This is a genomic window from Pseudomonas sp. R15(2017) (genome assembly GCF_002112685.1).
Classification (GTDB): domain Bacteria; phylum Pseudomonadota; class Gammaproteobacteria; order Pseudomonadales; family Pseudomonadaceae; genus Aquipseudomonas; species Aquipseudomonas glycinae.
Genome location: NZ_NEII01000009.1, coordinates 96477 through 122077, shown reverse-complemented (window position 1 = coordinate 122077; position 25601 = coordinate 96477). Strand labels below are relative to the sequence as shown.

Below are 25601 nucleotides of genomic sequence, written 5' to 3'. Positions count from 1 at the left end.
CAACAAACACTTCTGATTACAAGGAAACGCAACATGAGCTCTCTGATCAACAAGGTTCTGTTCACCCGCGCCGGCTACGGTCTGACCATTCTGCGCATTGCCGTCGGCGTGATCTTCGCCGCCCACGGCTCGCAGAAACTCTTCGGCCTGTTCGGTGGCTATGGCCTGGCCGGCACCGCGCAATACATGGAAAGCATCGGCCTGACCCCGGGTTACCTGATGGCCACCCTGGCCGGCGGTACCGAGTTCTTCGCCGGTCTGGCACTGATCATCGGCCTGCTGGTTCGCCCGGCGGCACTGGGTCTGACCTTCCTGTCGCTGGTGGCGATCTTCACCGTACACATCAGCAACGGTCTGTTCATGGCCAACAACGGTTACGAGTTCGCCCTGGCCCTGCTCGGTGGCAGCCTCGCGGTGCTGATCGAAGGTGCCGGCAAGCTCTCGGTGGATCGCGCCATCGCCGGTTGAAGGCTCTGGCTCAAGCAAAAGGCCCGCATTGTGCGGGCCTTTTTTGTTGCGGTCGATTCTTGACACTGGCCGGTCACGTTCTCTAGGATGCCGCTCATGCGCCGATTTAAACAGCTACTTGCGGGGCGCCAGGTGACTCTTCTTCAGTTGCCGTCAGAAGCCGGAACAGGGCTTCGAAATACCGCTAAAGCGCTGGTTCGGTGTTGCCTCTCACCTGCCATGCAGACTTTTGAGGCAGAGACACGACACGATGAATGCACTACGCCCTCCAGCACGTCCCGCGCCGATCACGGCACACGTCACCCAGCGCAATCCAAAAATCCTGCTTGGCGGCAAACATCAGCCGACGCTGTTGCGTTATCTCGATGGCTGGCCACGCCGCAGCGGCGGTCCTGCCGCATTCCTGATCCAGTTCGTTGAAGACGGTGAGTCGCTGGCGCGTTTTGCCGATGACAGTTTCGATCTGGCGGTGATTCAGGCTCCGAGCCCTGAGGAAGCGCCGGAAATGATTCGCCAACTGACCCGCGTCGCACGTCAGGGCCTGATCACCCGGCGCTGAGCGTCAGGGATACTCGATCGCCACGATGTAGACGAACTGTTCGCCGGTCGGCGTCTGTACCCGCACTTCAGCATCCAGCGCCTTGCCGATCAGGGCGCGGGCCAGTGGCGAGTCGATGCTGATCAGACCGAGTTTCAGGTCCAGTTCGTCCGGGCCGACGATGCGATAGCGCGACTGTTTGCCGTCCTCGTCTTCGATGGTCACCCACGCGCCGAAATAGACCTTGTTCGGATCACTGGGTTTTTCGCTGACCACTTTCAACGCCTCAAGGCGTTTGGTGAGAAAGCGCACGCGGCTGTCGATCTCGCGCAGCATCTTTTTGCCGTAGGTGTACTCGGCATTTTCCGAACGATCACCCTGAGCCGCCGCTTCGCTGACCGATTGCGTCACCTGCGGTCGGCGCACATGCCACAGTTCATGAAGTTCGGCACGCATCCGCGCTTCACCTTCGGGGGTGATCAGCGCGGTACCGGCGGTGCGGGGAGGACGATAACGGCTCATGGCAACTTCTTTTGATCAAGACGGCTGGAGTCTATCAACCCTCGCGCAACACTGTCAGCGGGCTGGCGTTGAGCGCACGCCGCGTGCCGAACACACCGGCACCACCAATCAGCGCCGCGCCGATCAACGGCAACAGCAGCAACCACGGATGGGGGTGCCATGGCAGGTCGAAGGCGAAGCGATACAGCACCAGACTCACCACTTCCGAACCGATCGCCGCGAGCAATCCGCTGACCGCGCCGAGCAAGCCGAACTCGATCCGTCGTGCCTTGATCAGCAACTGCCGCTCGGCCCCCAGCGCACGCAACAGCGCGCCCTGGCGAATGCGTTCATCCAGCGTGGCCTGCAACCCGGAAAACAGCACCGCCATCCCCGCCGCCAACACAAACAACAACACATACTCCACCGCCAGGGTGACCTGGGCGAGGATGCTGCGCAGCTGTTCGAGCAAGGCTTCGACCTGCAGGATGGTCACCGCCGGGAACGCTCGCGACAGCTCGACAATCTGCTGATCGTGACCGGGCGCCAGATAGAAACTGGTCAGGTAGGTGGCTGGCAGATCCTTCAGGGTGCCGGGCTGGAAGATCATGAAGAAGTTCGGCTGGAAGTTGTCCCAGTTGATCTCCCGCAGGCTGGTGACCTTGGCTTCGCGATTGACCCCGCCCACGCTGAATATCATGTGATCGCCCAGCTTGAGCTTGAGACTCTCGGCCACCTTGCCTTCCACCGAAACGCCCGGGATGTCATCCGAAGGTTGGCCGGTCCACCACGAACCGGCAGTGATCTTGTTGCCCGCCGGCAGGTCGGCCGCCCATGTCAGGCTCAGGTCACGCTGGATGGCGCGGTCGCCGGCCGAGTCCTTGCTGACGATCTGCTGCACCGCTTCGCCATTGATGCTGATCAGCCGTCCCGGCACCACCGGATACAACGGCGCGGCCTGGGCCGAGACATTGATCAGGTGATCGGTGAAGGCCTGTTTGTCGGCCGGCAGGATGTTCAGGGCGAAGTAGTTCGGCGCGTTTTTCGGCAGCTGGTTTTGCCAGGTGTCGAGCAGTTCGCCACGCAGCAAGGCGATCAACGCCATCGACAGCAGAATCAGCCCGAAGGCCAATGACTGGCCGGCGGCCGCCAAAGGATGACGCAACAACTGACCCAACCCGAGACGCCAGGGCAATGACGCGCGCGCCAGCAGACGACGCAGGCTTTGCAGCAGCAACAGCAGCAAGCCGCCGAGCACCAGCGCGGCGACCACACCGCCGCCGAGCAGGGCGAACGTCAGCAGCAGGTCCAGACTCAGGCGCCACATGATCAGCCCAAGCGCACCGAGTGCTGCGCCATAGACCATCCAGGTACTCGATGGAATCGGCAGCATGTCCCGGCGCAAGACCCGCAACGGCGGCACGCGGCCCAGTGCGGCGAGCGGTGGCAGGGCGAAACCGGCCAGCGCCACCAGCCCGGTACCGATTCCGGCCAGCGCCGGCAGCAAGCCACCCGGCGGTACGTCGGTCGGCAGCAGATCATGCAGCAGCGCGAACAATCCCAATTGCGCGAGCCAGCCGAGCAGGGCACCGCTGAGGCTGGCGAGCAGGCCGAGCACCGTCAGTTGCAGACTGAACAGCACCAGGGTCTCCCGGCGCGACAAACCCAGGCAGCGCAGCAGTGCGCTGGCATCGAAACGCCGGCTGGCGAAGCGGTTGGCCGACAACGCCACCGCCACCCCGGCCAGAAGCACGGCGACCAGACTGGCCATGTTCAGATAGCGTTCGGCCTTGCCCAGTGCACCGCCGATCTGCCGGTTGCCGTCGCGGGCATCCTGAATCCGCTGGTTGGCGGCAAGGCCCGGTTTGATCAGTTGGCGATAGGTTTCCAGCGCTTGCGGCTCGCCGCGCCACAGTTCGCGGTAGCTCACCCGGCTGCCGGGTTGCACCACGCCGGTGGCGGCGAGGTCGTCGAGGTTGATCAGCACCCGTGGCGTCAGGCTGTAGAAATTACCGGCGCGATCGGGCTCGTAGGTGAGTACTCGCGTCAGTTTCAACGTCTTCATGCCGACGTCGATGCTGTCGCCGATCTTCAGGTCCAGCGCCGTCAGCAGGCGTGCTTCGACCCAGGCTTCACCGGGCTGCGGCTCACCACCGGTTTGCTCTGTCGCGTAGGGGGCGGGGGCGCTTTTCAGTTCGCCGCGCAGCGGGTAGGCGCGGTCGACCGCTTTGATGCTGGAGAGCTGAATGCCGTTGTCCGTGGCGATGACGCTGGAAAACTCCACCACCTGCGCATGATCCAGACGCAGCTCGGTGCCGCTCCGGATCTGTTCCGGGCGGGCCGGCGAGCTGCCTTCGAGCGACAGGTCGGCGCCTAAAAACTCGGTGGCACGCAGCATCATCGCGCCGTTGAGGCGGGCACCGAAATAGCCGATCGCGGTACTCGCCGCGACCGCCACGACCAAGGCGAAAAACAGCACCCGCAGTTCACCGGCGCGGGCATCGCGCATCAGTTGGCGCAGGGCGAGACTGAACAGACGCAACAGCGGCAGACGTGCCATCAAGGCTCCAGAGGGGCGACCAACAGGCCGGCTTCAAGACGGATCAGACGCCGGCAACGATGGGCCAGGCGTTCGTCGTGGGTCACCAGCACCAGGGTGGTGCCGCGTTCCTTGTTCAATTCGAACAGCAAGTCACTGATGCGCTCGCCGGTGTGGCTGTCGAGGTTGCCGGTGGGTTCGTCGGCGAACAGCACGTCCGGCTCGGCAGCAAAGGCCCGGGCAATGGCGACACGCTGTTGTTCGCCGCCGGAGAGCTGGCGCGGCGAGTGAGTCAGGCGCTGGCCGAGGCCGACCCGTTGCAGTAACTCAGTGGCGCGGCTTCGGGCGTCTTTGCGGCCGTCGAGCTCCAGCGGCAGCATGACGTTTTCCAGCGCGTTGAGACTGTCGAGCAGCTGGAAAGATTGAAAGACGAAACCCACGTGTTCGGCGCGAATGCGCGCGCGCTGGTCTTCGTCGAGATGGCTCAGTCCTTGCCCGGCGAGCGTCACTTCGCCGCTGCTTGGCAGATCGAGGCCGGCGAGCAGGCCGAGCAGGGTGGATTTGCCGGAACCGGACGCGCCGACGATGGCCAGGCTGTCGCCCTTGTTCAGTTCCAGGCTGAGTTCGTGCAGGATGGTCAGTTCACCTTCCGCGCTGGGAACCACTTTGCTAAGGTTCTTCGCGGTGAGAATGCTTGCGCCCATGGAGAATCCGATGCGTGTGTGGTTTTTGAGTGCTGGCCTGGCCTTGATGTGCATGGCCCAGAACGCAGCGGCGGGTACAGTCCTGATCGTTGGCGATAGTATCAGCGCCGGTTTCGGACTGGATACCCGGCTGGGGTGGGTGTCGTTGCTCGAACAGCGGCTCAAGAGCGAAGGTTTTGACGACAAAGTGGTCAATGCGTCCATCAGCGGTGACACCAGTGCCGGGGGCCAGGCGCGGCTGCCGGCGCTGCTTGCAGAGCACAAGCCGGAACTGGTGATCCTCGAATTGGGCGGCAACGATGGCCTGCGCGGAATGCCGCCGACGCAATTGCAACAAAATCTTGCTTCGATGATCGACAGCTCCCGTCAAAGCGGTGCCAAGGTGCTGCTGCTCGGCATGCAGTTACCACCCAATTACGGCAAGCGCTACACCGATGCCTTCGCCGAGGTCTACGGCAAGCTCGCCGAGGAGAAAAAAATCCCGCTGGTGCCGTTTTTCCTCGACGGCGTGGGCGGGCATCCGGACTTGATGCAGGCCGACGGTCTGCACCCGGCGGCCGGGGCTCAGGGCAAGTTGCTGGAAAATGTCTGGCCGACGCTAAAACCGCTGTTATGAGGCTTTTCTAGCGGCAGGCTTTCGGCTAATGTGGCGCCCCCTTATTTGGAGCCCCCGATGCCGCGTCCTGCCTGGTCCTTGTTCGCCTACCAACTGATCGAGCCTGACGAACAGCTGGATCTGTTCGCCTGCCAGGAAGTGCGGGTGCATCTGGTGACCCGTCAGCTGGAACTCGGTGGTTCGGCGGATCGAACCTTGTGCGGCAGTCTGCTGCCGGCGCAACCGCGCTGGTCAAGCGTCGATCGCCGGGTGTTTCAGGACCAGCGCCTGTGTTCGCTGTGCCGGGCGATCCTCGAATCGCAGAAACGTGGCACCTCGCCGATCTGGCCCGAGTTGCGTTTCGAGCTTTGAGCGCCAGTATCTTCCGATCGCAGTCGTAGCCTGCGGCGCTTCAATCATGAAGAGTTCTGCCAGCCCATCGGCGCATCTCCCCGAATTCCATGGGCGCGGTGTACAATCGCGTTCTTATGACCTTGTCGATCTTGCGAAGGATTCTCCGGATGTTGCCGCGTTTTCCTGCCGTCACCCGCTGCCTGTCTCTTGCCGCCCTCTGTGTGGCCGGTCCCGTTGCCGCACTGGAGTTTCCCCTGCCTCCGCCGGGTGAGGACATCATCGGCCAGGTGCAAGTGATCAAGGCCAAGTACGAAGATACCTTTGCCGATCTGGGCACCACCTACGATCTGGGTTATTCGGAAATGGTCGCGGCCAACCCGGGCGTCGATGCCTGGTTGCCGGGCGCCGGCACCGAAATCGTTCTGCCGACCCGCTTCATTCTGCCGCCGGGCCCGCGTGAAGGCATCGTGATCAACCTGGCTGAATATCGCCTCTACTACTACCCGAAAGGCCGGAACGTGGTGTACACCTTCCCGCTGGGTATCGGTCGCGAAGGCTGGGGCTCGCCGATCGCCCACACCACGATCACCGCGAAGACGCCGAATCCTACCTGGACGCCGCCAGCTTCGATCAAGGCTGAACACGCTGCCGATGGCGATCCGCTGCCGAACGTGGTGCCGGCCGGTCCGGACAACCCGCTGGGGCCGTTCAAGTTCACCCTGGGCACGCCGGGCTACCTGATCCACGGCTCGAACAAGAAGTTCGGTATCGGCATGCGCACCAGTCACGGTTGCTTCCGCATGTTCAACAACAACGTGCTGGAAATGGCCAGCATGGTTCCGGTGGGGACTTCGGTACGGATTCTCAACGACGCCTACAAGTTCGGTCGCAGTGGCGGCAAGATCTACCTGGAGGCGCACACGCCGATCGATGACAAGGGCAACCCGTCGGTGGTCGACAAGCACACCGCCGTGATCAACGCGATGCTCAAGCGTGAAGACATCACCAACAACCTGCGTATGAACTGGGATGTGGTGCGTGATGTGGTGGCGGCCGAAGATGGCCTGCCAACCGAAATCGGCACGCCGAATACTTCGGCACCGATGGTCTCCAGCGCACCGATCGACCTGCAGCAATAAGCTGAAAGACAAAACCCGCCGAGGCTTGCGCCGTGGCGGGTTTTTTATTGCCCGCAGAAAACTGCAGGCACAAAAAAGCCGACCCGAAAAAACGGGTCGGCTTGATAACAATCCCGAAGGACTATTACTTGCGGCTAGCTTTTTCCAGCATGCGCAGAGCACGCTCGTTAGCTTCGTCAGCAGTCTGTTGTGCTTTTTGAGCAGCAGCCAGAGCTTCATCAGCTTTACGGTAAGCTTCGTCTGCACGAGCCTGGGCGCGAGCAGCTGCGTCTTCAGTAGCGGTCAGACGTGCTTCGGTTTCTTTCGATGCGCTGCTGCAACCGGTAGCCAGAACTGCGGCCAGAGCCAGAGCAGAGAATTTCAGAACGTTGTTCATCGTGTTCCCCTTCAAGGACTTTCAATTAAGTGGCTGTCTCCTCCGATTGAGGAAATAGCCGGCGTACATACTACCCATTACTTGTAGTAAGTAAACTGACGTAAGGCAAGAAGCAAAAAAAATTGTAGGCGTTGATTCTTTTTCGAGCAACTTTTAACTGGGCTGTATAAAAAATATCCAGCTGTAAGCCCCGAGATGAGCGAGTTAATGAGAAAAAGTTCCCGTTGCTGTGCGCTGTTTCGCAGGTAGTGGCCGAAGTCTGTCTATATGGATTCGTCCACACTTTTGTTGCGAATCTGCGCAGTGCCTCGCATATCTTTGTCCATGTTGAGGTGACTTTAAAACAGGGGGCTCGTCTTAAGTCTCAACATCCGGCGATGTTCAGCCTTCCGGCTCGGGAAGATCGTCTCCCGAACCGGCCCTGAGTCCACTGGAATTGCCTCTCAATCCGCATGAAGACGAGCGTACCTTGAGCATTTTCGCCAATGGTGCCTACTATTTGATACGTGCTCGGGTTGCGCGAGATCGGTGCAGTTCTTCTCGGTGTCCATCAGGCACGGGGTGGCGTAGATGTTCCTTCGCCGGGAAAACATCGGTAAGGTAGGGGTCAGAATTCGAGACCCGCGAGGAGTAGTGATGAGCGAGGCGTTGTCCATCCACCATGACCAGGCTGGTCATCAGTTCGAGACCAATGTGGACGGTCATCGTGCCTACCTGACCTATATGGATCTGGGGAAACAGACCCTGGATATCTATCGCACCTTCGTGCCCAACGCCTTGCGTGGCCGAGGCATCGCGGCAGCCCTGACCGAACGGGCGTTGCAGTACGCTGACGAAATGGGCTACACGGTCATTCCATCGTGCTCCTACGTGGAGCGCTACATGGAGCGTCATCAGCGGCGCACCGCCAAGATCTGACTGACCTCACCGCACACACAAAAACGCCGGGCAATGCCCGGCGTTTTTTTGTGCCTGCGAAACGGCTGTCAACTGCGCTGACGTTTCGGCAGAACATCCTTGAGCTTGGCGTGCATGCTGCGCAAGGTGTTTTCGGTAGCGGACCAGTCGATGCAGGCATCGGTGATCGACACGCCGTATTGCAGGTCGGCGAGGTCTTTCGGGATGGCCTGGCAGCCCCAGTTCAGGTGACTTTCGACCATCAGGCCGATAATCGACTGGTTGCCTTCGAGGATCTGGTTGGCAACGTTCTCCATCACCAGCGGTTGCAGGGCCGGATCCTTGTTGGAGTTGGCGTGGCTGCAATCGACCATGATGTTCGGCTTGATCTTCGCCTTGTTCAGCGCCTGCTCACACAAGGCGACGCTCACCGAATCGTAGTTCGGCTTGCCGTTGCCGCCGCGCAGCACCACGTGGCCGTAGGCGTTGCCCTTGGTGGTGACGATCGAAACGCCCCCTTCCTGGTTGATGCCCAGGAAACGGTGCGGGCTGGAAACCGACTGCAAGGCGTTGATCGCCACGGTCAGGCCGCCGTCGGTGCCGTTCTTGAAGCCGACCGCCGAGGACAGGCCGGAAGCCATCTCGCGGTGGGTCTGGGATTCGGTGGTCCGTGCGCCGATGGCCGACCAGCTGATCAGGTCCTGCAGATACTGCGGGGAGATCGGGTCGAGGGCTTCGGTGGCGGTCGGCAAGCCTTTCTCGGCCAGGTCCAGCAGCAACTGGCGACCGATGTGCAGACCGTCCTGGATCTTGAACGAGTCATCCAGGTACGGGTCGTTGATCAGGCCTTTCCAGCCGACGGTGGTCCGTGGCTTTTCGAAATACACGCGCATGACCAGATACAGGGTGTCCGAGACTTCTGCCGCCAGCACCTTCAGGCGATCGGCATATTCATGGGCAGCCTTGATGTCGTGGATCGAGCAGGGGCCGATCACCACGAACAGACGATGGTCGGTGCCATCGAGAATGTTGCGGATGACCTCGCGACCCTTGGTGACGGTGCGCAGGGCCGCGTCGCTCAGAGGGATATCACGCTTGAGCTGATCGGGAGTGATCAGGGTCTCGTTGGAAGCGACGTTCAGGTCGTTGATCGGTAAATCAGCCATCGTTTACTCGTCAGGTCACGGGTGCCGGCCGCCAGCGATCCCCGCGCGGCGGAGCACAGCGGATTTAAGCGCGTCGGGGAGCCGAACCTTATCGCGTTAGACGCCTGCTAGACAATGGGCAAGTCGCTGTTCAGTCCAGCACAGGTTGCGCAAAAGCCTTGCGAACGGTGTCGTGGGAGAACTCGTCGGCGTGTTGTTCGACCCATTGCAGGGCCAGGGCCTGAATATCCTGGAGGTCATCGTGGGCGTCGTTGAGTCGGCAATAGCGTTCGATCTGACACACCTGCTCACCCATTCGCGCGCTGAACAGCGTCTGTTCGTCGGTGAAGGCGATGCCCACCAGATAACCTTTTTTACGTCGCAGGCACCAGGCCACGTAGCCCGGATAACAGATGTCGGCATTGAGGGTCGGCATACGAACCTGCAAGGCGGTTCCATGGCGCCAGGCGCGGTGGTAATTGCAAGCGATGCCGCCGAGGCTGATAGTGTGCAGCCGTTGACGCGAAATACACTCCGGTGTGAGCAAGGTCAATTCAACGGGCACATCATCCGGATGAGGAATAAACCGTCCCATGAGCACAGACTCCCTGTGTCGGCCATTTGACATTGTTTCCCCCAGTATAGTGGTCGAATCGCAGCTGACCGATTTCGACGCCGACCAACGGCTGCTGGCGATGAGCGGTGTTTCGCTGGTGGTTTTTACCAGCGTCGGCTGCGCCAGTTGCCGCTATGCCCGTGAGGTGTTGCCGGGTTTCGATCTGGCTGTCGATCGCGTGTGCTGGATCGATGCCGGTGACAACGGTGGACTGGTCGAGCGTTATCAGATCTTTCATTTGCCGGCGCTGTTTGTGGTGCGTGACGGCGAGTTCTTTGGGGCTGTGCACACGCGCCTGAATGTCGATGAGCTGAATGCAGCCGTGACGCAGGCGCTGGGTCGAATTGCAGAGGAGTTGCCGTGATGGGAGCAGTGAAAAAACCGGTGGTGGGGATCATTGGCACCGGCGCCATCGGAGGGTTCTACGGGGTGATGCTGGCCCGGGCCGGGTTCGATGTGCATTTTCTGTTGCGCAGCGAATTTTCCGCAGTCGCCGAGCGCGGCTTGCAAGTGGACAGTGCTGTGCATGGCGCATTGGCGCTGAACCCGGTGCAGGCCTATTCGTCAGCGGAAGACATGCCGCCATGCGACTGGCTGCTGGTCGGCGCCAAGACCACCAGCAATGCCGGGCTGGCGCCGTCGATCATTCAGGCGGCGAAGCCCGATGCGAAAGTGCTGGTGCTGCAAAACGGCCTCGACGTCGAAGACAGTTTGCGTGCGTTGCTGCCCGATTCCCTGCATTTGCTGGGCGGCTTGTGCCTGATTTGCGTTCATCGCGAGCGGCCGGGCCAGATCACCCACCAGGCGCTGGGCGCAGTGAACGTCGGCTATCACAGCGGCCCGGCAGCGGATGACGCGGCGCGCATGGCAATCGTCGAAGAGGGCGCCAGCCTGTTCCGCGCCGCCGGTCTTGATTCCCAGGCGATGCCGAACCTGCATCAGGCGCGCTGGCAGAAACTGGTGTGGAACATTCCCTACAACGGCCTTTCGGTGTTGCTCGGCGCCGGCACCACGCCGTTGATGGCCGACACGGACAGCCGCGCATTGATTCAGGCGCTGATGGCTGAAGTGGTGCAGGGCGCCAAGGCCTGCGGCCACGACATGCCACCCGGTTACGCCGAATACCTGTTCATGATGACCGAGAAAATGCCCGATTATTGGCCGAGCATGTACCACGACTTTCTGCACAAGCGACCGCTGGAGCTGGAGGCGATCTACGCTCGTCCTTTGGCGGCGGCGAAAGCGGCAGGCTGCGAGTTGCCGCGAATCGAATCGTTGTATCGCACATTGAGCTTTATCGACCGGCGCAACGTTTAAACCGGTCGCACTCGGGGAAAGGCATGGCCAAGAACATCGATGACAAACTGGTGCTGGCGATCTCGTCCCGTGCCCTGTTCGACCTGAGCGAGAGTCACAAGGTCTACCTGTCGAGTGGCGTGGAAGCCTATCGCCAATATCAGATCGAACACGAAGACGAAATCCTCGCGCCGGGTGATGCCTTCCCGCTGGTGGAAAAACTCCTCAACCTGAACAGTCGCCTCGGCCGCGCCCGGGTCGAGGTGATTCTGGTGTCGCGCAACAGTGCTGATACCGGCCTGCGCGTTTTCAATTCCATTGGGCATTACGGCCTGGCGATTTCCCGCGCGGCGTTCGTCGGCGGGCGCAGTCCTTATCCGTACCTGAAGGCTTTTGGTTGCGACCTGTTTCTCTCCACCCATGCCGAAGATGTGCGCGCTGCGCTGGATGCCGGTTTCGCGGCGGCGACCATTCTGTCCGGCGGCGCCAGTCGCGCGGCCAGCGATGAATTGCGTATTGCCTTCGACGGTGACGCAGTGCTGTTTTCCGATGAGTCGGAGCGCGTCTATCAATCCGGTGGCCTCGAAGCCTTCCAGGCCAAGGAGCGTGAATCCGCTCGCGAACCGTTGCGCGGCGGACCGTTCAAGGGCTTTCTTGCGGCGCTCAACCTGTTGCAGCGCGAGTTCTCCGATGAGGAGTGCCCGATTCGCACCGCCCTGGTCACCGCGCGTTCGGCGCCGGCCCACGAGCGGGTGATCCGCACCTTGCGCGAATGGGACATTCGTCTGGACGAGTCGCTGTTTCTCGGTGGCCTGACCAAGTCGGCGTTCCTCGAAGCCTTTGCGGCCGATGTGTTTTTCGATGATCAGGCCGGTCACTGCGAGCTGGCCCGGGAGGTTGTGGCAACCGGTCACGTGCCCCACGGCATCAGCAACGAACCGGCGGTCTAAAGCCCACGTGGTTCAAGACGTTGCGTCGCACGTCGTACTCGCCAAGGCACTGCTAAGCTGAATCAAATCTCCGCCATGTTGGCACGCGAGGAGGTCATATGATTCGTTCGATGCTGTACGCCACTGACCTGGGTCTGTACGCACCGTTAGTGATGCAGCATGCCCTGGCGATGGCGCGAACGTTCAATGCCGACCTGTACGTGGTGCACGCAGTGGAACCCATGGGGCTGTTCGCCGAATCGGTGTTGCAGAGCTATCTCGACGAACAGGCGTTGAACGAATTTCACAGTCAGGGTCTGAAAACTGTCATCGCCAATATCGAGCAGCGGGTGCTCGACAGTTTTCGTGAAGAGCTGGGGGACGAGGGCGAGCAGGACCTGCAACGGATACGCGCGGTGCGGGTGCTGCAGGGCGATCCGTCACAGGTGATTCTCGATCAGGTGCAGAAACTCTCTGTCGATTTGCTGATCGTAGGAAGTCACAGCCACGGGGTCGGGGCGGAAACGCCTTTGGGGCGAACGGCAGCCCGGCTGCTGCAATTGTCCAAGGTACCGGTTTATCTGGTGCCGCTGGTGGAGCGTCGGCGTCGGGAGGATCGCTGAAGCAGGAATAATGGCACTTTGATAAAAAAGTTCTAGATTTATTCTTCAAACCATTAATATAGTTATATACCGTCGCTGATGCCCGTGGCGTCTACCTGCTTTGAGGGATTCATATGAAGCTTCAACAATTGCGCTACATCTGGGAAGTGGCGCACCACGACCTCAACGTTTCCGCTACAGCCCAAAGCCTCTACACCTCGCAACCGGGCATCAGTAAACAAATCCGTCTGCTGGAAGACGAACTGGGCGTCGAAGTGTTCGCCCGCAGCGGCAAGCATCTGACCCGCGTCACTCCAGCCGGCGAGCGCATCATCACCACTGCCGGTGAGATTCTGCGCAAGGTCGAAAGCATCAAGCAGATCGCCCAGGAATTCTCCAATGAGAAGAAAGGTACCCTGTCGATCGCCACCACCCACACCCAGGCACGTTATGCACTACCGCCGGTGATCAGCAATTTCATCAAGCAATACCCGGACGTGGCGCTGCACATGCACCAGGGCTCGCCGATGCAGATCGCCGAAATGGCCGCTGACGGCACCGTCGATTTCGCCATCGCCACCGAAGCGCTGGAGCTGTTCGGCGATCTGGTGATGATGCCGTGCTACCGCTGGAACCGCTGCGTGGTCGTGCCTCAGGGCCACCCGCTGACCAAGCTGCCGAAGCTGACTCTCGAAGCACTGGCCGAATACCCGATCGTGACTTACGTGTTCGGTTTCACCGGTCGTTCGAAACTCGACGAAGCCTTCAGCCACCGCGGCCTGACGCCGAAAGTGGTGTTCACCGCTGCCGATGCCGACGTGATCAAAACCTACGTGCGCCTGGGCCTGGGTGTTGGCATCGTGGCGAAAATGGCGGTCGACACCAAACTGGATAACGACCTGGTGGTGCTCGATGCCAGCGAACTGTTCGAGTCCAGCGTGACCAAGATCGGTTTCCGTCGCGGCACCTTCCTGCGCGGCTTCATGTGCGACTTCATCGAGAAGTTTGCGCCGCACCTGACCCGCGAAGTCATGGCCAAGGCCATTCAGTGCCACAACAAGCAGGAACTGGAAGAGCTGTTCGATGGTGTCGAACTCCCCGTCCATTAAGTCCCTGTTTACAGCACCTCGGTGACAGCAAACTGTTGCCGGGTGCCCGCCACCAGAATCTCCACCTCGTCACCCTCGAACTTGCCCAGCAGGCTTTTGCCCAGCGGCGAGCGGGGGGTGATGACGGTAATCGGCTGGCCTACCACGTCGACTTTCACGCCCGCCGCATCCGGCGCCAGAAACAGCCATTGCTCGCGACCCTTTTCATCCTCCAGACCGAGCAGGGCGCCGACTTCAATCCCTCGTTGAGCGTCATACGCGCGCAGCGTCAGGTTCTGGCACAGCGCCAGTGACTGTCGAATCTCCTCGACCCGTTTCGCCTGGCCTGCCGCCAGGTACGACGCCTCGAGTCCCAGGGTGTCGTACTTGTTTTCGGCGATGTTCTCTTCGTGGGTCGCGGTTTCGTAAGCGGTCAGCGCCGCGCGTTCGGCGATGTCGAGGTCAACGCGCAGTTTGTCGAGAATCAGTTGGTGAACCGTCTGTTTATTCATGATCAATCGCAGAATTGCAGGACATTGGCGCGGCTCTTTTCGCTAGGGGCCGTCTGATCCTGTTGCAGCCAGAACTGGCATTTGGGGTTCGACAGATTGCGTGTGCTGCCACGGGCCTGATCCAGGCGTGCCTGTTGCTCGTTCTTGCGCAGGTTTTCTTCGTACTGCTCGAACAGGCGGTTTTGTGGTTCAGGTTCCGGCTGTGGCTGGGCGGCCACCGGAGGCTTGCTCAGTTGTTGCACCGCCTCCGCCACGGGTTGCAACTGACGGCTGAAGAGTAAAGAAGCGAGCCAGCATGTCAGCGCGATGGCCAGGAAACCCAGCCACACACCCAAGGCAATGCTGCCGGTCAATTGCAGCGCGCTAAGCTGAACAGGCAAGGGGCGACGCGGGTTGGGACGATAGGGCATGACTGCCTCCTGGCGGATGAGTGCGGGCGGGAGTCGATTGTCGCACGAAGATTAATTGTCGTCGGCTCTTCTGCATGGAGGGATTTATGCGGACAATCGGTGCTTTTGCCAACGGGAGCCTTGAATGCCGCAACTGAACACCCGCTGGGACATTTTTTGTACGGTCGTCGACAACTACGGCGACATCGGCGTGACCTGGCGTCTGGCCCGACAACTGGTCAGCGAGCACGCAGTGGCGGTGCGACTGTGGGTCGATGATCTGCGCGCTTTCGAACGCATTTGTCCCGAAATCGACATCGGCCTCGATCAGCAATGGCAGCAGGGCGTCGAAGTCCGGCACTGGCCAGCCGAGTGGCAGGAGGCCGATGCGGCCGACGTGGTGATCGCTGCGTTTGCCTGCCAGTTGCCAAGCGTCTACATGGACGCCATGGCCGCAAGGGAAAAACCGCCGTTGTGGATGAACCTCGACTACCTCAGTGCCGAAGACTGGGTGGTCGGGTGCCACGGACTGCCGTCGGTGAAGTACAAGTCGGTGCAGAAGTACTTTTTCTTTCCGGGATTTCAGCCTGGAACTGGCGGCTTGTTGCGTGAAAGGGGTTTGCTGGAGCGGCGTCAGCAGTTTCAGCAGGATCCCAAGGTGCAGCGACAATTCCTGCAAGGTCTGGGGATCGTTCCTGCACCCGATGCGCAACTGATCTCGCTGTTTGCCTACGAGAATGCCGGGCTCGCCAGTTGGCTGGATGTGCTCGCGGCTGACTCCAAGCCTACCCATCTGCTGGTGCCGGAAGGGCGGATTCTCGGCGATGTCGCCCGTTGGCTCGGGGTCGAGTTGCTGGCGGTCGGGGCAATGCACGTTCGTCAGTCGCTGACCGTGCAGGTGCTGCCGTTCGTCCGTCAGGATCAATACGATCAATTGCTCTGGTGCTGCGATTTCAACGCGGTACGCGGCGAGGATTCGTTTGTCCGGGCCCAGTGGGCTGGCCGTCCCATGTTGTGGCACATCTATCAGCAGGACGAAGACATCCATCTGGACAAGCTCGACGCCTTTCTTGCGCTCTACACAAACCGCCTTTCGCCTGCCGCCGCCGAGGCGATGAACGGTCTCTGGCGGGCCTGGAGTGCCGGGCAGCCTATCGGCGACCACTGGCTCGAGGCCCGCAAACACTGGCCCGAACTGCAGGAAAATGCCCGCGCGTGGTGTCTGGAACAGGCCTTGCAGGCGGATCTTGCGACGGCGCTGGTACAGTTTTACCGAAATTGGATATGATACGCGGCCTAGATTTTTGTAAATCCCATCCAAATTCGGATATTCGCAATGAAAACTGGTAAAGAACTCAAACCCGGTACCGTGATCCGTATCGACAACGATCCTTGGTTGGTTCAGAAAGCTGAATTCACCAAATCGGGCCGTAACAGCGCGATCATGAAGACCAAGCTGAAGAACCTGCTGACCGGTTACAAGACCGAAACCGTCTACGGTGCGGACGACAAGCTGGACGACGTGATCCTGGACCGCAAAGAAGCGACCCTGTCCTTCATCAGCGGCGACACCTACACGTTCATGGACACCACCGACTACACCATGTACGAGCTGAACGCCGAAGACATCGAAAGCGTTCTGCCTTTCGTTGAAGAAGGCATGACCGACGTTTGTGAAGCCGTGTTCTTCGAAGAGCGTCTGGTTTCCGTAGAGCTGCCGACCACCATCGTGCGTCAGGTCGACTACACCGAAGGTTCCGCTCGCGGTGACACTTCCGGCAAGGTGATGAAGCCTGCCAAGCTGAAGAACGGTACCGAGCTGTCGGTTGCTGACTTCATCGAAATCGGCGACATGATCGAGATCGATACCCGCGAAGGCGGTTCCTACAAAGGCCGTGCCAAATAAGCACTGCTTTTTGAGGAAAGAAAAAGCCCGACCATTGAGTCGGGCTTTTTTGTGCCTGATGAAAATTACTTTTTCAGGTGCTGCTTCAGTTCTTCCGAGGCCTGCAGCATCGCCGAACGTACCGCCGGTACCTGGCTGACCACGTTGAGCAAACCGTAGTCGTGGATCATGCCGTTGTAGCGCACCGAGGTCACCGGCACGCCGGCTTCGTCGAGTTTGCGGGCATAGGCTTCACCTTCGTCACGCAGCACGTCGGCCCCCGCAGTCTGGACCAGAGCAGGCGGCAGACCTTTCAACTGCGCGGTGGTTGCGCGCAGCGGCGAGGCGTAGATCTCGTTCCGCTGGTTGGCGTCGGTGGTGTAGTTGTCCCAGAACCACTTCATCATGTTGCGGGTGAGGAAGTGTCCCTCGGCATACTGGTTGTACGAACCGGTGTCGAAATTGGCATCGGTTACCGGCCACAGCAGCACCTGGAATTTGATCGCCGGGGTGCCTTTGTCTTTGGCCATCAAGGCGACGACTGCCGCCATGTTGCCGCCGACGCTGTTACCCGCCACTGCCAGACGCTTGCCGTCGACGTTGATTTCTTTGCCGTGTTCGGCCACCCATTTTGTAGCGGCATAAGCCTGGTTGATCGCCACCGGGTAATGCGCTTCCGGCGAGGGGGTGTAATTGACGAACACCGCCGCCGCCCCCGAGCCGACCACCAGATCCCGCACCAGACGTTCGTGGGTCGGGAAATCCCCCAGCACCCAGCCGCCGCCGTGGAAGAACATGAACACCGGCAGCTCGCCCTTGACCCCGGCCGGCCGGACGATGGTCAGGCTCAACGGTTGGCCATCGACCTGGATGGTTTTCTCGCTGACGTCCGCCTTGGGCAGCGTCAGTTTGACCCCCGACTGCGCGCCCGTCAGCACGGCGCGGGCCTCCTTGGGCGTCAGCTGTTCCATCGGTTTGCCGGTGCCGGCATTCAGCACATCGAGAAACGCCTGGGTGTTGTGCTCAACCTCCCCGGCAAATGCGCTGTGGATGGACAGGGCGAGAAGGGTACCGGTCAAGACTTTGCTGAAAGTGTTCATGTTCATTTCCTGTACGGGCCTGAGTGTCAGTGATTACACGGTGACGTGCAGACGCACATCGACGTTGCCACGGGTGGCGTTGGAGTACGGGCAGACCTGGTGGGCTGCGTCGACCAGGCTTTGTGCGTCAGCCTGTTCCAGACCCGGCAGGCTGATGTGCAAGTCGATGTCCAGACCGAAACCACCAGGAATCTGGCCGATGCCGACGTGAGCGGTGATCGAGGCGTCGTCCGGGATTTTGCGTTTGGTCTGGCTGGCGACGAATTTCAGGGCGCCGATGAAGCAGGCCGAGTAGCCGGCGGCGAACAGTTGCTCAGGGTTGGTAGCCGCGCCACCAGCACCGCCGAGTTCTTTCGGGGTGGCCAGTTTGACGTCGAGGACGTTGTCGCTGGAAATCGCACGACCGTCACGGCCGCCAGTGGAAGTTGCGATTGCGGTGTAGAGAGTTTGCATGGTGTGAGCCTCATCAAGTGTGGTTTGTTGCGCTAATTATTTGCGCGCTAACTAGGTGCGAAGTGAATGTACTGCGCAAATATTTAGCGCGCAAGATAAATTTTTGAAGAGAGCGGGAATTGACACTTGAATCGGGCAGGGTCGTGATCTCAAGTTTTTGATATAGAAGGTTTTTTTGAATCTGAAACGAGAGGAAAATTTTTTCGAGGATAAGCGGGGGAAGGTGCGATATGCCTGCGGGCGCAAGGCAGCGCCCACAGGAAAGGGGAATCTTTAAGTGAGGCTGTCCTGCAAATGACCCCGCAAGGCCTGCAACTCGGCTTGCAGGTTTTGCAGGCGCTCCAGCGTGAAGCCGCTGGCCCCCAGGATGCATTGCGGCACGGTCCGGGCCTTGTCTTTCAAGGCGCGTCCCTGGGCAGTCAGCTCTACGATCACCACTCGCTCATCCTCACGGCTTCGCGTTCGGCTGAGCAATCCTTCACCTTCCAGACGCTTGAGCAACGGGGTCAGCGACCCTGGATCGGTCAGCAGGCGCGTGCTGATTTCTCCGACGGTCAAACCATCCTTCTCCCACAACACCATCATCGCCAAGTACTGCGGATAGGTCAGACCAAGCGCTTGCAGCAGTGGCTTGTAGACCTTGGTCATCATCAGCGAAGTGGAATGCAGGGCGAAGCAGGCCTGATTGTCGAGCAGCAGGTCTTCGCAATGATCGGTGGTGTTGCGGTCGGTGGTCATGTCGGTGCCTTGAACGGTAATGCAGATGAATCTAGCGCTCGAATCTTTAATGCGCCAGACAATTGTGCCCGGTGGTGAATCGGTCAGTGCCGGCCCAGCTCCCGTTGCAGGGCCAGATCCCACGGCGGCACAGGGCTGAACCGGGTCTTGAGGTACTCCAGCAACAGGCGGCTGCGGGAGCTGGCCTGCTGTTGCAGCCGCAGCGCGTAAATGCCGGCGCTTTCCGGCGTTGGCAGGCCATTTTCACAGAACAGCGGCAGCAACTCGCCACGCAACAGGTATTCGCTGGCCAGCCAGGTCGGCAGATGCGCAATCCCAAGCCCCGCCAGTGCACCGCAGACCAGCGCCTCGGCGTTGTTGGCGCTCATGCGCACCCGCGCCGGGCGGTGCAGTTGCATTTGCCCGTCCTGCGCGAATCGCCAGGCGAAGGGCGGGGCGAGGCCGTCCCAATCGAGGCCGTCATGCTCGCTCAATTGCGCGGGCTCGCCCGGCACGCCCCGACGCTTCAGATAGTCGGGGCTGGCGCAGGCAATGCGCACGATGCTCGCCAATGGCGTGGCCACCAGCCGGGTGTCGGCCATCTGCCCGGCGCGCAACACCAGATCGACCTTGCCCAGGTTCGAACCGTCCATATCGACAAAGCTGTCGATCAGATGCAGTTGCACGTCGAGCCCCGGATACAGCACCAGAAAATCGGCAATCACCGGCGCCAGATGCCGCCGCCCGAACGCCGCCGGCGCATCCACCCGAATCAGGCCTTCCGGCGCGCTGCTCAGGGACACCGCTTCGGCCCGGGCCAGTTGCAACTCGGCCACAATCCGCCGCGCCCGTTCGGCAAATGCCAGACCCGCTGGCGTGGCCCGCACCGCATGGGTACTGCGGATGAACAGCTGACTGCCGACAGCGCTTTCCAGACTGTCTATGCGCCGGGCAACGGCGGATGGCGTCAGCGGATGCCGGCGCGAAGCCGCAGAAAAGCTGCCGCTCTCCAGCACATCGAGAAACAGCCCGAGTTGTTCGGTCAATTGATTGGGGTTCATCGATCAGCTCAGCGCCTATGCGAAGTTGGCACAGCCATTGTGCGTTGCTGTGCGTTTCCGTGCCAGCGCCGACTGCGTACGATGAGCTGACTGACGTATGAGGAATTGTGCTGTGATCGAGTTTTTGCTGTACCTGTTGTTTGGCGCCGCCCTCGGCACTCTGGGTGGGATATTCGGCATCGGCGGTGGCTTGATCGCCATTCCGCTGCTGGGCGTGTGGTTCGGGCTTGATCAGCAAATCGCCCAAGGCACGGCGCTGGTGATGGTCGTGCCGAACGTGATGCTGGCGCTGTGGCGTTATCACCAGCGCAACCGCATTGAACTCCGCCATGCGTTGCCGCTGGCGGTGATGGGATTTTGTTTCGCGTGGATCGGTTCGATCTGGGCCGTGGGTATCGACGCGCAAACCATGCGCATCGGGTTTGTCGCGTTCCTCGTGGCGCTGTCGGCCTACAATCTGGTGCGCATGTTCGGCACTCGCCCGGCGGCGACTTCCGAGATGCGTTATTCATGGCCATGGCTGGGCGTACTCGGCGCGGCGTCGGGCGCGATGGGCGGTTTGTTCGGTGTCGGCGGGGCGGTGGTGGCGACGCCGGTGCTGACCAGCCTGTTCGGCACCACTCAGGTGGTCGCTCAGGGGCTGTCTCTGGCGCTGGCGTTGCCGAGCACCGGTGTCACGCTGGTGACGTACGCGGTGCACCACGAAGTGGACTGGATGATCGGCCTGCCGCTGGCCATCGGCGGTCTGGCCAGCATCAGTTGGGGCGTGAAAGTGGCCCACGCGATGCCGGAAAAACTCCTGCGTGGGCTGTTCTGCGGGTTCCTGGTGCTGTGCGCGGTGATGCTCGCGTTTAAAGTTTGAAGCCTTCGACGATGTGCTCGGCCAGGCATTCGGTGATCGGCGAGGGATTGTTGAGGTTGCGGATCAGCATGATGCTGGCCTCGGGCAGCAGTGGCAGATTTTCGGCATCTCCAAGAATCCGCATGTCGGGGGTAATCAGGCTTTCCAGTTGCGCGGTGATCGCCAGGCCGGCGCTCACCACTGCCATCAACGCCGACAGGCTCGTGCTGTTGTAGGCAATCCGGTACTCGCGGCCCATTGCGTCCAGCGCATTGCAGGCCCACAGGCGGCAGAAGCAATCACTGTTGAACATTGCCAGTGGCAACGGCGTCTGTTCGTGGGCGCTGAAGTTCTGCGCCTCGGCCCAGACAAAACGCTCCTTGCGCAACAACTGGCCAATTTCGTTGCCCGGCTCACGGGTGACAATCGACAGATCCAGATCCGTGCGTTGCAGCAACTGTCTGGTCGACTCGCAATGCACTTCGATCTGGATCAGCGGATAGAACTGGGCAAAGCGCGACAGGATTCCCGGCAGAAACCGCATCACGTAGTCATCCGGCGTCCCGATCCGCACCGTGCCGACCATGTGCGGCTCGCGCAGGGTGTTGAACACCTCGCTGTGCAATTTCAGGATGCGCCGCGCGTAGCCAAGCAACACCTGGCCTTCGGCGGTCAGGCGCACCTGACGCCCGTCGCGTTCGAACAGCTGGCGCTGCAACACATCCTCTTCCAGACGCTTCATCTGCATGCTCACCGCCGATTGGGTGCGGTTGACCATCTCGCCGGCACGGGTGAAACCGCCCTGATCGGCAATTGCGACAAAGGTGCGAAGGACATCGGTATCGATACTGGGATACGCCGACAATTGATGAATCTCCGTGATGCATGCCATCAGAAACATTCGTTGGATTGATCGTAGCGCTGGCGCGAGACTTGAGCCATCCCTAAAGGAGGGCAACACGATGAAAGGTCAAAAACTCTATGTAAGCGATCAAAAAGCTGTACCGATGCATCTGATTTCCGATCTGCTGCACAAGTTTAGCCGTTGGTACGAACTTCACCGCGAACGCGAACTGCTCGCCAGCCTGAGCGACGAAGCGCTCAAGGACATCGGGGTCAGCCGTGCCGATGTCGAACATGAGTCGGTGCGGCCGTTCTGGGACGATCCGATGCATAAATGATGAGGCCATTGCTACACAAACCACTTTCAAGTGAGGTAGGTTGCGAGCAGACATGGAGGTACACATGCCCGCGACGCTGTCCTTTCCCCTTAAACAGGCTCGACGTCTGGCACTGGCTGCCCAAGGGTTTCACGGGCGCCGGCCGCCGGCTGTCAAGGCCATGCACCTCAACCGGCTGATCGAGCGTCTCGGCCTGTTGCAGATCGACTCCGTCAACGCCGTAGTGCGCTCGCACTACCTGCCACTGTTTTCCCGTCTCGGTTCCTATTCTGCTGACTTGCTCGACCAGGCTGCCTGGAGTTCGGGGCGACGTCGTTCGCTGTTCGAATACTGGGGCCATGAAGCGTCGCTGCTGCCGTTGTCGATGTACCCGATGATGGGCTGGCGCATGCAGCGGGCCAGGCGCGGTGAAGACATCTATCAGCAATTGGCGCGTTTCGGTCGCGAGCAACAGGACACCATCCGCCGGGTGCTGGCGTCGGTCGAAGAGCAGGGTGCATTGGGCGCCGGCAGCCTGTCGACCCGCCAGGAAAAGGCCGGACCGTGGTGGGACTGGAGCGCGGAGAAGCACGCGTTGGAATGGTTGTTCGCTGCCGGCGAAGTCACTGTGGCCGGGCGTCGTGGTTTCGAGCGGTTGTATGACTTGCCGGAGCGGGTGATTCCGGCTTCAGTGCTGCAACAGCCATTGCCCGATGAGGCTGAGTCGCAGCGCGGTTTGCTGCTGCATGCAGCGCAGGCGCTCGGTGTCGGCACGGAAAAAGACTTGCGTGATTACTTCCGCCTGAATCCTTCCGATGCCCGCCCGCGTCTGGCCGAACTGGTCGAGGACGGACAACTGCTGACTTGCGAAGTCGCCGGATGGCGCCAGATTGCTTATTGCCTGCCCGAGCCGAAAGTCCCTCGAAAAGTCGAAGCCAGCGCGCTGCTGTCACCCTTCGATTCACTGATCTGGGAACGCAGCCGCACCGAGCGGCTGTTCGATTTCCGCTATCGGCTGGAGATCTACACGCCGCAGGATAAACGGGTCTACGGCTATTACGTGTTGCCGTTTCTGCACAACGAACGGATCGCTGCGCGGGTTGATCTGCGCGCCGAACGGGCGGCTGGGCGGTTGGCGGTGCATGCGGTGCACGAGGAAGAAACGGGGCTGGACGAGGCGGGGATGCTGGCGCTGGCGCTGAACTTGCGGCGCATGGCGGACTGGTTGGGGCTTGAGCAGGTGCAGCTCAATTGTCAGCGGGAAAGTGCCGGTCGGCTCCGGATGGCGCTGGCTCGGTTTGGTGGTGACTGAACTGCCGCCATCGCTGGCAAGCCAGGCTCCCACAAGTAGTGTGTCGAATACATAAATTGCGTACGACACAAACTCTGTGGGAGCGGGCTTGCCCGCGAAGAGGCCAGCTCAGACGCTAAAGATATCAAACCTTAGCGACGAACCTGCTTCAGCGTTTCAGCGATCAAGAACGCCAGTTCCAGCGACTGATCGGCATTCATCCGCGGGTCGCAGTGGGTGTGGTAGCGATCCGACAAGCCATCCTCAGTGATCGGCCGCGCGCCACCGATGCACTCGGTGACGTTCTGCCCGGTCATCTCGATGTGGATGCCGCCCGCGTAGCTGCCTTCCGCTTCATGTACCTGGAAGAACTGTTTCACTTCGCCAAGGATCTGCGCGAAGTCGCGGGTCTTGTAACCGCTGCTGGCCTTGATGGTGTTGCCGTGCATTGGGTCGGAGCTCCACAGCACCTGCTTGCCTTCGCGCTGTATCGCGCGGATCAGCGCCGGCAGGTGATCGCCGACCTTGTTCGCGCCCATCCGCGCGATCAGGTTGAGGCGGCCCGGATCGTTGTCCGGGTTGAGCACGTCGATCAGGCGGATCAGGTCGTCGGGGTTCATGCTCGGGCCGACTTTGACCCCGATCGGGTTGTTCACTCCGCGCAGGAATTCGACGTGGGCGCCGTCGAGCTGACGGGTGCGGTCGCCGATCCACAACATGTGCGCCGAGCAATCGTAGTAATCGTTGGTCAGGCTGTCGCGGCGCACGAAGGCTTCTTCGTAGTTCAGCAGCAGTGCTTCGTGGGCGGTGAAGAAACTGGTCTCGCGCAGTTGCGGCGAGCTGTCCATGCCGCAGGCGCGCATGAAGGCCAGGGTTTCATCGATGCGGTCGGCGAGGTGGCTGTACTTCTCCGCCAGCGCCGAGTTGGCGATAAAGTCCAGGTTCCACTTGTGCACCTGATGCAGGTCGGCAAAACCGCCTTGCGCGAAAGCGCGCAGCAGGTTGAGGGTGGCGGTGGACTGGTGATACGACTGCAGCAGACGCTCCGGATCCGGTACGCGGCTGGCCGAGTCGAAACCGATGCCGTTGACGATGTCGCCCCGGTAGGCCGGCAGGGTCACGCCGTCGATGGTTTCGTCGTTGGCCGAGCGCGGCTTGGCGAACTGGCCGGCCATGCGCCCGACCTTGACCACCGGGCAACCGGCAGCGAAGGTCATGACGATCGCCATTTGCAGCAACACTTTAAAGGTGTCGCGAATCTTCGCGGCGGAGAACTCGGCAAAGCTTTCGGCGCAGTCGCCGCCTTGCAGCAGGAACGCCCGGCCCTGGGTGACTTCGGCAAACTGACGACGCAGCTCGCGCGCTTCGCCGGCAAACACCAGCGGCGGGTAGCTGGCCAGCGTCTGCTCGACCTGGCGCAGATGCGCGGCGTCGGGGTATTGGGGTTGTTGCTGGATCGGCAGGGCGCGCCAGCTGTCAGGGCTCCAGGGTTGGCTCATCACGGTCTCTAAGGTTCTACGCACGGACGGCCATGTTAGCAGCAATTAGTGCGTGACCTGCTCCCGCCGCTTCGCCGACAATCGCCGCTTTGCCACGGCACCACAGCGGTGCCATCGCGTCACCGCGCCCGGTGACCACCAGGAGACGAAATGACTGAGGAGCGCGTCGAGCTGTTGCTCGCCGAGGTACAGGATGAGTTCGGCGTGATTCGCGTGCTGGAAGTGGCCGACTACCGCTTTCTGGAGTTCGGCGATGCGATCGAGCAAAGCTGCGTGTTTACCGCCGACCCGAGCTGGCTGGAGTACGACTACACCCGGGCGATGCTGATTGGTGCGCTGTGCCATGAGCAACCGGAGAGCGCGTTGTTTCTCGGGTTGGGCGCAGGAACGCTGACCCAGGCCTGCCTCAAGTTCCTGCCGCTGGAAGATGTCGAAGCCATCGAGCTGCGCCCCGACGTACCGCGTCTGGCCATCGAATACCTCGGGCTGGATGACGATCCACGGCTGTACATCCGCGTTGGCGATGCTCTAGAACTGCTGCCGACAGCAGAACCGGCGGATCTGATCTTCGTCGACCTTTATACCGATGTCGGCCCCGGCGCCGGGCACCTTGCGTGGAATTTCCTCGGCGATTGTCAGAAACGTCTGAATCCCGGTGGCTGGCTGGTGATCAACCAATGGGCCACCGATGATGGCAAACCCTTGGGCGCGGCGCTGCTGCGCGGGCTCTATCACCGGCATTACTGGGAGCTGCCGGTGAAGGAGGGCAACGTGATTCTGATCGTGCCGGCGGATCTTGATCAGGTGCTGGACATGCAGGCGCTGACCGCCCGGGCTGAAGTGCTGGCGCCTAAGCTGGGCTACTCGTTGCAGACGTTGATCAACTGCATCCGTCCGGCGACCTGA

At 60.9% G+C, this 25601-nt stretch carries 31 protein-coding genes; 17 read left to right on the top strand and 14 right to left on the bottom strand.

Annotation, left to right across the window (positions count from 1 at the left end; translation table 11 throughout):
• Positions 1 to 33: 33 nt before the first annotated feature.
• Both CAF77_RS19215 and CAF77_RS19210 read left to right on the top strand, forming a co-directional pair.
• Entirely contained in the window at positions 34 to 468 is a 435-nt protein-coding gene (locus CAF77_RS19215; protein WP_007950955.1) for a DoxX family protein, read from the top strand.
• A 250-nt stretch (positions 469 to 718) separates the two neighbouring features.
• A complete protein-coding gene (locus tag CAF77_RS19210; RefSeq protein WP_064383326.1) occupies positions 719 to 1027 on the top strand; it encodes a hypothetical protein in 309 nt (102 codons plus the stop codon).
• Positions 1028 to 1030: 3 nt separating this feature from the next.
• Here the strand turns inward: CAF77_RS19210 and greB are convergent, their stop codons facing one another.
• Genes greB through CAF77_RS19195 form a run of 3 tightly spaced genes read right to left on the bottom strand, consistent with a single transcriptional unit; the run spans position 1031 to position 4750 of the window.
• Complete coding sequence (gene greB / locus CAF77_RS19205) at positions 1031 to 1528, bottom strand: transcription elongation factor GreB (RefSeq protein WP_064383324.1); 498 nt, start codon at positions 1526 to 1528, stop codon at positions 1031 to 1033.
• A gap of 34 nt (positions 1529 to 1562) precedes the next feature.
• Positions 1563 to 4067 (bottom strand): ABC transporter permease, encoded by a 2505-nt coding sequence (locus tag CAF77_RS19200; RefSeq protein WP_064383322.1) that lies wholly within the window; start codon positions 4065 to 4067, stop codon positions 1563 to 1565.
• Entirely contained in the window at positions 4067 to 4750 is a 684-nt protein-coding gene (locus CAF77_RS19195; protein ID WP_064383319.1) for an ABC transporter ATP-binding protein, read from the bottom strand. The genes CAF77_RS19200 and CAF77_RS19195 overlap by 1 nt, the downstream gene beginning before the upstream one ends.
• A 10-nt stretch (positions 4751 to 4760) precedes the next feature.
• Here CAF77_RS19195 and CAF77_RS19190 point away from each other — a divergent pair, with 10 nt between their 5' ends.
• The 3 genes from CAF77_RS19190 (at position 4761) to CAF77_RS19180 (ending at position 6838) form a co-directional block, all read left to right on the top strand.
• A complete protein-coding gene (locus CAF77_RS19190) occupies positions 4761 to 5366 on the top strand; it encodes an arylesterase (protein WP_011335313.1) in 606 nt (201 codons plus the stop codon).
• Positions 5367 to 5423: 57 nt separating this feature from the next.
• The gene (locus tag CAF77_RS19185) at positions 5424 to 5717 is read left to right on the top strand and encodes a hypothetical protein (RefSeq protein WP_003226812.1); all 294 of its coding nucleotides are present in this window, start codon (positions 5424 to 5426) and stop codon (positions 5715 to 5717) included.
• 149 nt (positions 5718 to 5866) lie between these two features.
• Positions 5867 to 6838: a L,D-transpeptidase family protein gene (locus CAF77_RS19180; RefSeq protein WP_064383316.1), complete on the top strand. Its 972-nt coding sequence runs from the start codon at positions 5867 to 5869 to the stop codon at positions 6836 to 6838.
• 124 nt (positions 6839 to 6962) lie between these two features.
• Here the strand turns inward: CAF77_RS19180 and oprI are convergent, their stop codons facing one another.
• On the bottom strand, positions 6963 to 7214 hold the full coding sequence (gene oprI, locus CAF77_RS19175) for an outer membrane lipoprotei OprI (RefSeq protein WP_011335311.1): 252 nt from the start codon (positions 7212 to 7214) through the stop codon (positions 6963 to 6965).
• A gap of 636 nt (positions 7215 to 7850) precedes the next feature.
• On the opposite strand from oprI, the gene CAF77_RS19170 reads away from it, so the two are divergent.
• Positions 7851 to 8132, top strand: coding sequence for a GNAT family N-acetyltransferase (locus CAF77_RS19170; RefSeq protein WP_007955658.1), 282 nt, complete (start codon positions 7851 to 7853; stop codon positions 8130 to 8132).
• A 68-nt stretch (positions 8133 to 8200) separates the two neighbouring features.
• Here CAF77_RS19170 and CAF77_RS19165 read toward each other — a convergent pair whose 3' ends face one another.
• Complete coding sequence (locus CAF77_RS19165; protein WP_007908583.1) at positions 8201 to 9277, bottom strand: 3-deoxy-7-phosphoheptulonate synthase; 1077 nt, start codon at positions 9275 to 9277, stop codon at positions 8201 to 8203.
• Positions 9278 to 9407: 130 nt separating this feature from the next.
• The gene (locus CAF77_RS19160) at positions 9408 to 9851 is read right to left on the bottom strand and encodes a PilZ domain-containing protein (protein ID WP_011335308.1); all 444 of its coding nucleotides are present in this window, start codon (positions 9849 to 9851) and stop codon (positions 9408 to 9410) included.
• Here CAF77_RS19160 and CAF77_RS19155 point away from each other — a divergent pair.
• The 5 genes from CAF77_RS19155 to cysB all read left to right on the top strand — a co-directional run bounded on the left by CAF77_RS19155 (position 9850) and on the right by cysB (position 13808).
• Positions 9850 to 10236 carry a co-chaperone YbbN gene (locus CAF77_RS19155; protein ID WP_064383315.1) on the top strand — a complete coding sequence of 129 codons (387 nt, stop codon included), beginning with the start codon at positions 9850 to 9852 and terminating at the stop codon, positions 10234 to 10236. The two genes, CAF77_RS19160 and CAF77_RS19155, sit on opposite strands and share 2 nt — an antisense overlap.
• Positions 10233 to 11189 carry a putative 2-dehydropantoate 2-reductase gene (locus tag CAF77_RS19150; protein WP_170928974.1) on the top strand — a complete coding sequence of 319 codons (957 nt, stop codon included), beginning with the start codon at positions 10233 to 10235 and terminating at the stop codon, positions 11187 to 11189. The genes CAF77_RS19155 and CAF77_RS19150 overlap by 4 nt, the downstream gene beginning before the upstream one ends.
• Positions 11190 to 11212: 23 nt before the next feature.
• Positions 11213 to 12118 (top strand): 5'-nucleotidase, encoded by a 906-nt coding sequence (locus CAF77_RS19145; protein ID WP_039770472.1) that lies wholly within the window; start codon positions 11213 to 11215, stop codon positions 12116 to 12118.
• Positions 12119 to 12216: 98 nt separating this feature from the next.
• Positions 12217 to 12720, top strand: a complete 504-nt coding sequence (locus tag CAF77_RS19140) for a universal stress protein (RefSeq protein WP_007955683.1) — start codon at positions 12217 to 12219, stop codon at positions 12718 to 12720.
• Between the two features lie 113 nt (positions 12721 to 12833).
• Positions 12834 to 13808: an HTH-type transcriptional regulator CysB gene (gene cysB, locus CAF77_RS19135; RefSeq protein ID WP_003183769.1), complete on the top strand. Its 975-nt coding sequence runs from the start codon at positions 12834 to 12836 to the stop codon at positions 13806 to 13808.
• Positions 13809 to 13816: 8 nt separating this feature from the next.
• Here the strand turns inward: cysB and CAF77_RS19130 are convergent, their stop codons facing one another.
• Both CAF77_RS19130 and CAF77_RS19125 read right to left on the bottom strand, forming a co-directional pair.
• Entirely contained in the window at positions 13817 to 14299 is a 483-nt protein-coding gene (locus tag CAF77_RS19130; protein ID WP_064383310.1) for a GreA/GreB family elongation factor, read from the bottom strand.
• A 2-nt stretch (positions 14300 to 14301) separates the two neighbouring features.
• Positions 14302 to 14709 carry a hypothetical protein gene (locus CAF77_RS19125; protein WP_011335304.1) on the bottom strand — a complete coding sequence of 136 codons (408 nt, stop codon included), beginning with the start codon at positions 14707 to 14709 and terminating at the stop codon, positions 14302 to 14304.
• Between the two features lie 124 nt (positions 14710 to 14833).
• On the opposite strand from CAF77_RS19125, the gene earP reads away from it, so the two are divergent.
• Both earP and CAF77_RS19115 read left to right on the top strand, forming a co-directional pair.
• The gene (gene earP, locus CAF77_RS19120; protein ID WP_064383308.1) at positions 14834 to 15976 is read left to right on the top strand and encodes an elongation factor P maturation arginine rhamnosyltransferase EarP; all 1143 of its coding nucleotides are present in this window, start codon (positions 14834 to 14836) and stop codon (positions 15974 to 15976) included.
• Between the two features lie 48 nt (positions 15977 to 16024).
• The gene (locus CAF77_RS19115) at positions 16025 to 16594 is read left to right on the top strand and encodes an elongation factor P (RefSeq protein ID WP_003226785.1); all 570 of its coding nucleotides are present in this window, start codon (positions 16025 to 16027) and stop codon (positions 16592 to 16594) included.
• A 65-nt stretch (positions 16595 to 16659) separates the two neighbouring features.
• Here CAF77_RS19115 and CAF77_RS19110 read toward each other — a convergent pair whose 3' ends face one another.
• The 4 genes from CAF77_RS19110 to CAF77_RS19095 form a co-directional block, all read right to left on the bottom strand.
• Complete coding sequence (locus CAF77_RS19110) at positions 16660 to 17673, bottom strand: alpha/beta hydrolase (protein WP_011335302.1); 1014 nt, start codon at positions 17671 to 17673, stop codon at positions 16660 to 16662.
• Positions 17674 to 17706: 33 nt separating this feature from the next.
• Positions 17707 to 18126 carry an organic hydroperoxide resistance protein gene (locus CAF77_RS19105; RefSeq protein WP_007940002.1) on the bottom strand — a complete coding sequence of 140 codons (420 nt, stop codon included), beginning with the start codon at positions 18124 to 18126 and terminating at the stop codon, positions 17707 to 17709.
• 273 nt (positions 18127 to 18399) lie between these two features.
• A complete protein-coding gene (locus tag CAF77_RS19100) occupies positions 18400 to 18864 on the bottom strand; it encodes a MarR family winged helix-turn-helix transcriptional regulator (RefSeq protein WP_064383306.1) in 465 nt (154 codons plus the stop codon).
• Positions 18865 to 18947: 83 nt separating this feature from the next.
• Positions 18948 to 19904 carry a LysR family transcriptional regulator gene (locus tag CAF77_RS19095; RefSeq protein ID WP_085655145.1) on the bottom strand — a complete coding sequence of 319 codons (957 nt, stop codon included), beginning with the start codon at positions 19902 to 19904 and terminating at the stop codon, positions 18948 to 18950.
• Positions 19905 to 20016: 112 nt separating this feature from the next.
• On the opposite strand from CAF77_RS19095, the gene CAF77_RS19090 reads away from it, so the two are divergent.
• A complete protein-coding gene (locus CAF77_RS19090) occupies positions 20017 to 20766 on the top strand; it encodes a sulfite exporter TauE/SafE family protein (RefSeq protein WP_064383301.1) in 750 nt (249 codons plus the stop codon).
• Here the strand turns inward: CAF77_RS19090 and CAF77_RS19085 are convergent.
• The gene (locus tag CAF77_RS19085) at positions 20756 to 21610 is read right to left on the bottom strand and encodes a LysR substrate-binding domain-containing protein (RefSeq protein WP_170928979.1); all 855 of its coding nucleotides are present in this window, start codon (positions 21608 to 21610) and stop codon (positions 20756 to 20758) included. The genes CAF77_RS19090 and CAF77_RS19085 overlap by 11 nt on opposite strands.
• Before the next feature lie 97 nt (positions 21611 to 21707).
• Between CAF77_RS19085 and CAF77_RS19080 the strand changes: the two genes are divergently transcribed.
• The gene (locus tag CAF77_RS19080; RefSeq protein ID WP_064383300.1) at positions 21708 to 21926 is read left to right on the top strand and encodes a DUF1127 domain-containing protein; all 219 of its coding nucleotides are present in this window, start codon (positions 21708 to 21710) and stop codon (positions 21924 to 21926) included.
• 64 nt (positions 21927 to 21990) lie between these two features.
• On the top strand, positions 21991 to 23217 hold the full coding sequence (locus CAF77_RS19075) for a winged helix-turn-helix domain-containing protein (protein ID WP_085655143.1): 1227 nt from the start codon (positions 21991 to 21993) through the stop codon (positions 23215 to 23217).
• 131 nt (positions 23218 to 23348) lie between these two features.
• On the opposite strand, the gene CAF77_RS19070 is transcribed toward CAF77_RS19075, so the two are convergent.
• A complete protein-coding gene (locus CAF77_RS19070; protein WP_085655142.1) occupies positions 23349 to 24695 on the bottom strand; it encodes a class II 3-deoxy-7-phosphoheptulonate synthase in 1347 nt (448 codons plus the stop codon).
• Between the two features lie 150 nt (positions 24696 to 24845).
• Here CAF77_RS19070 and CAF77_RS19065 point away from each other — a divergent pair, with 150 nt between their 5' ends.
• Complete coding sequence (locus tag CAF77_RS19065; RefSeq protein ID WP_085655141.1) at positions 24846 to 25601, top strand: spermidine synthase; 756 nt, start codon at positions 24846 to 24848, stop codon at positions 25599 to 25601.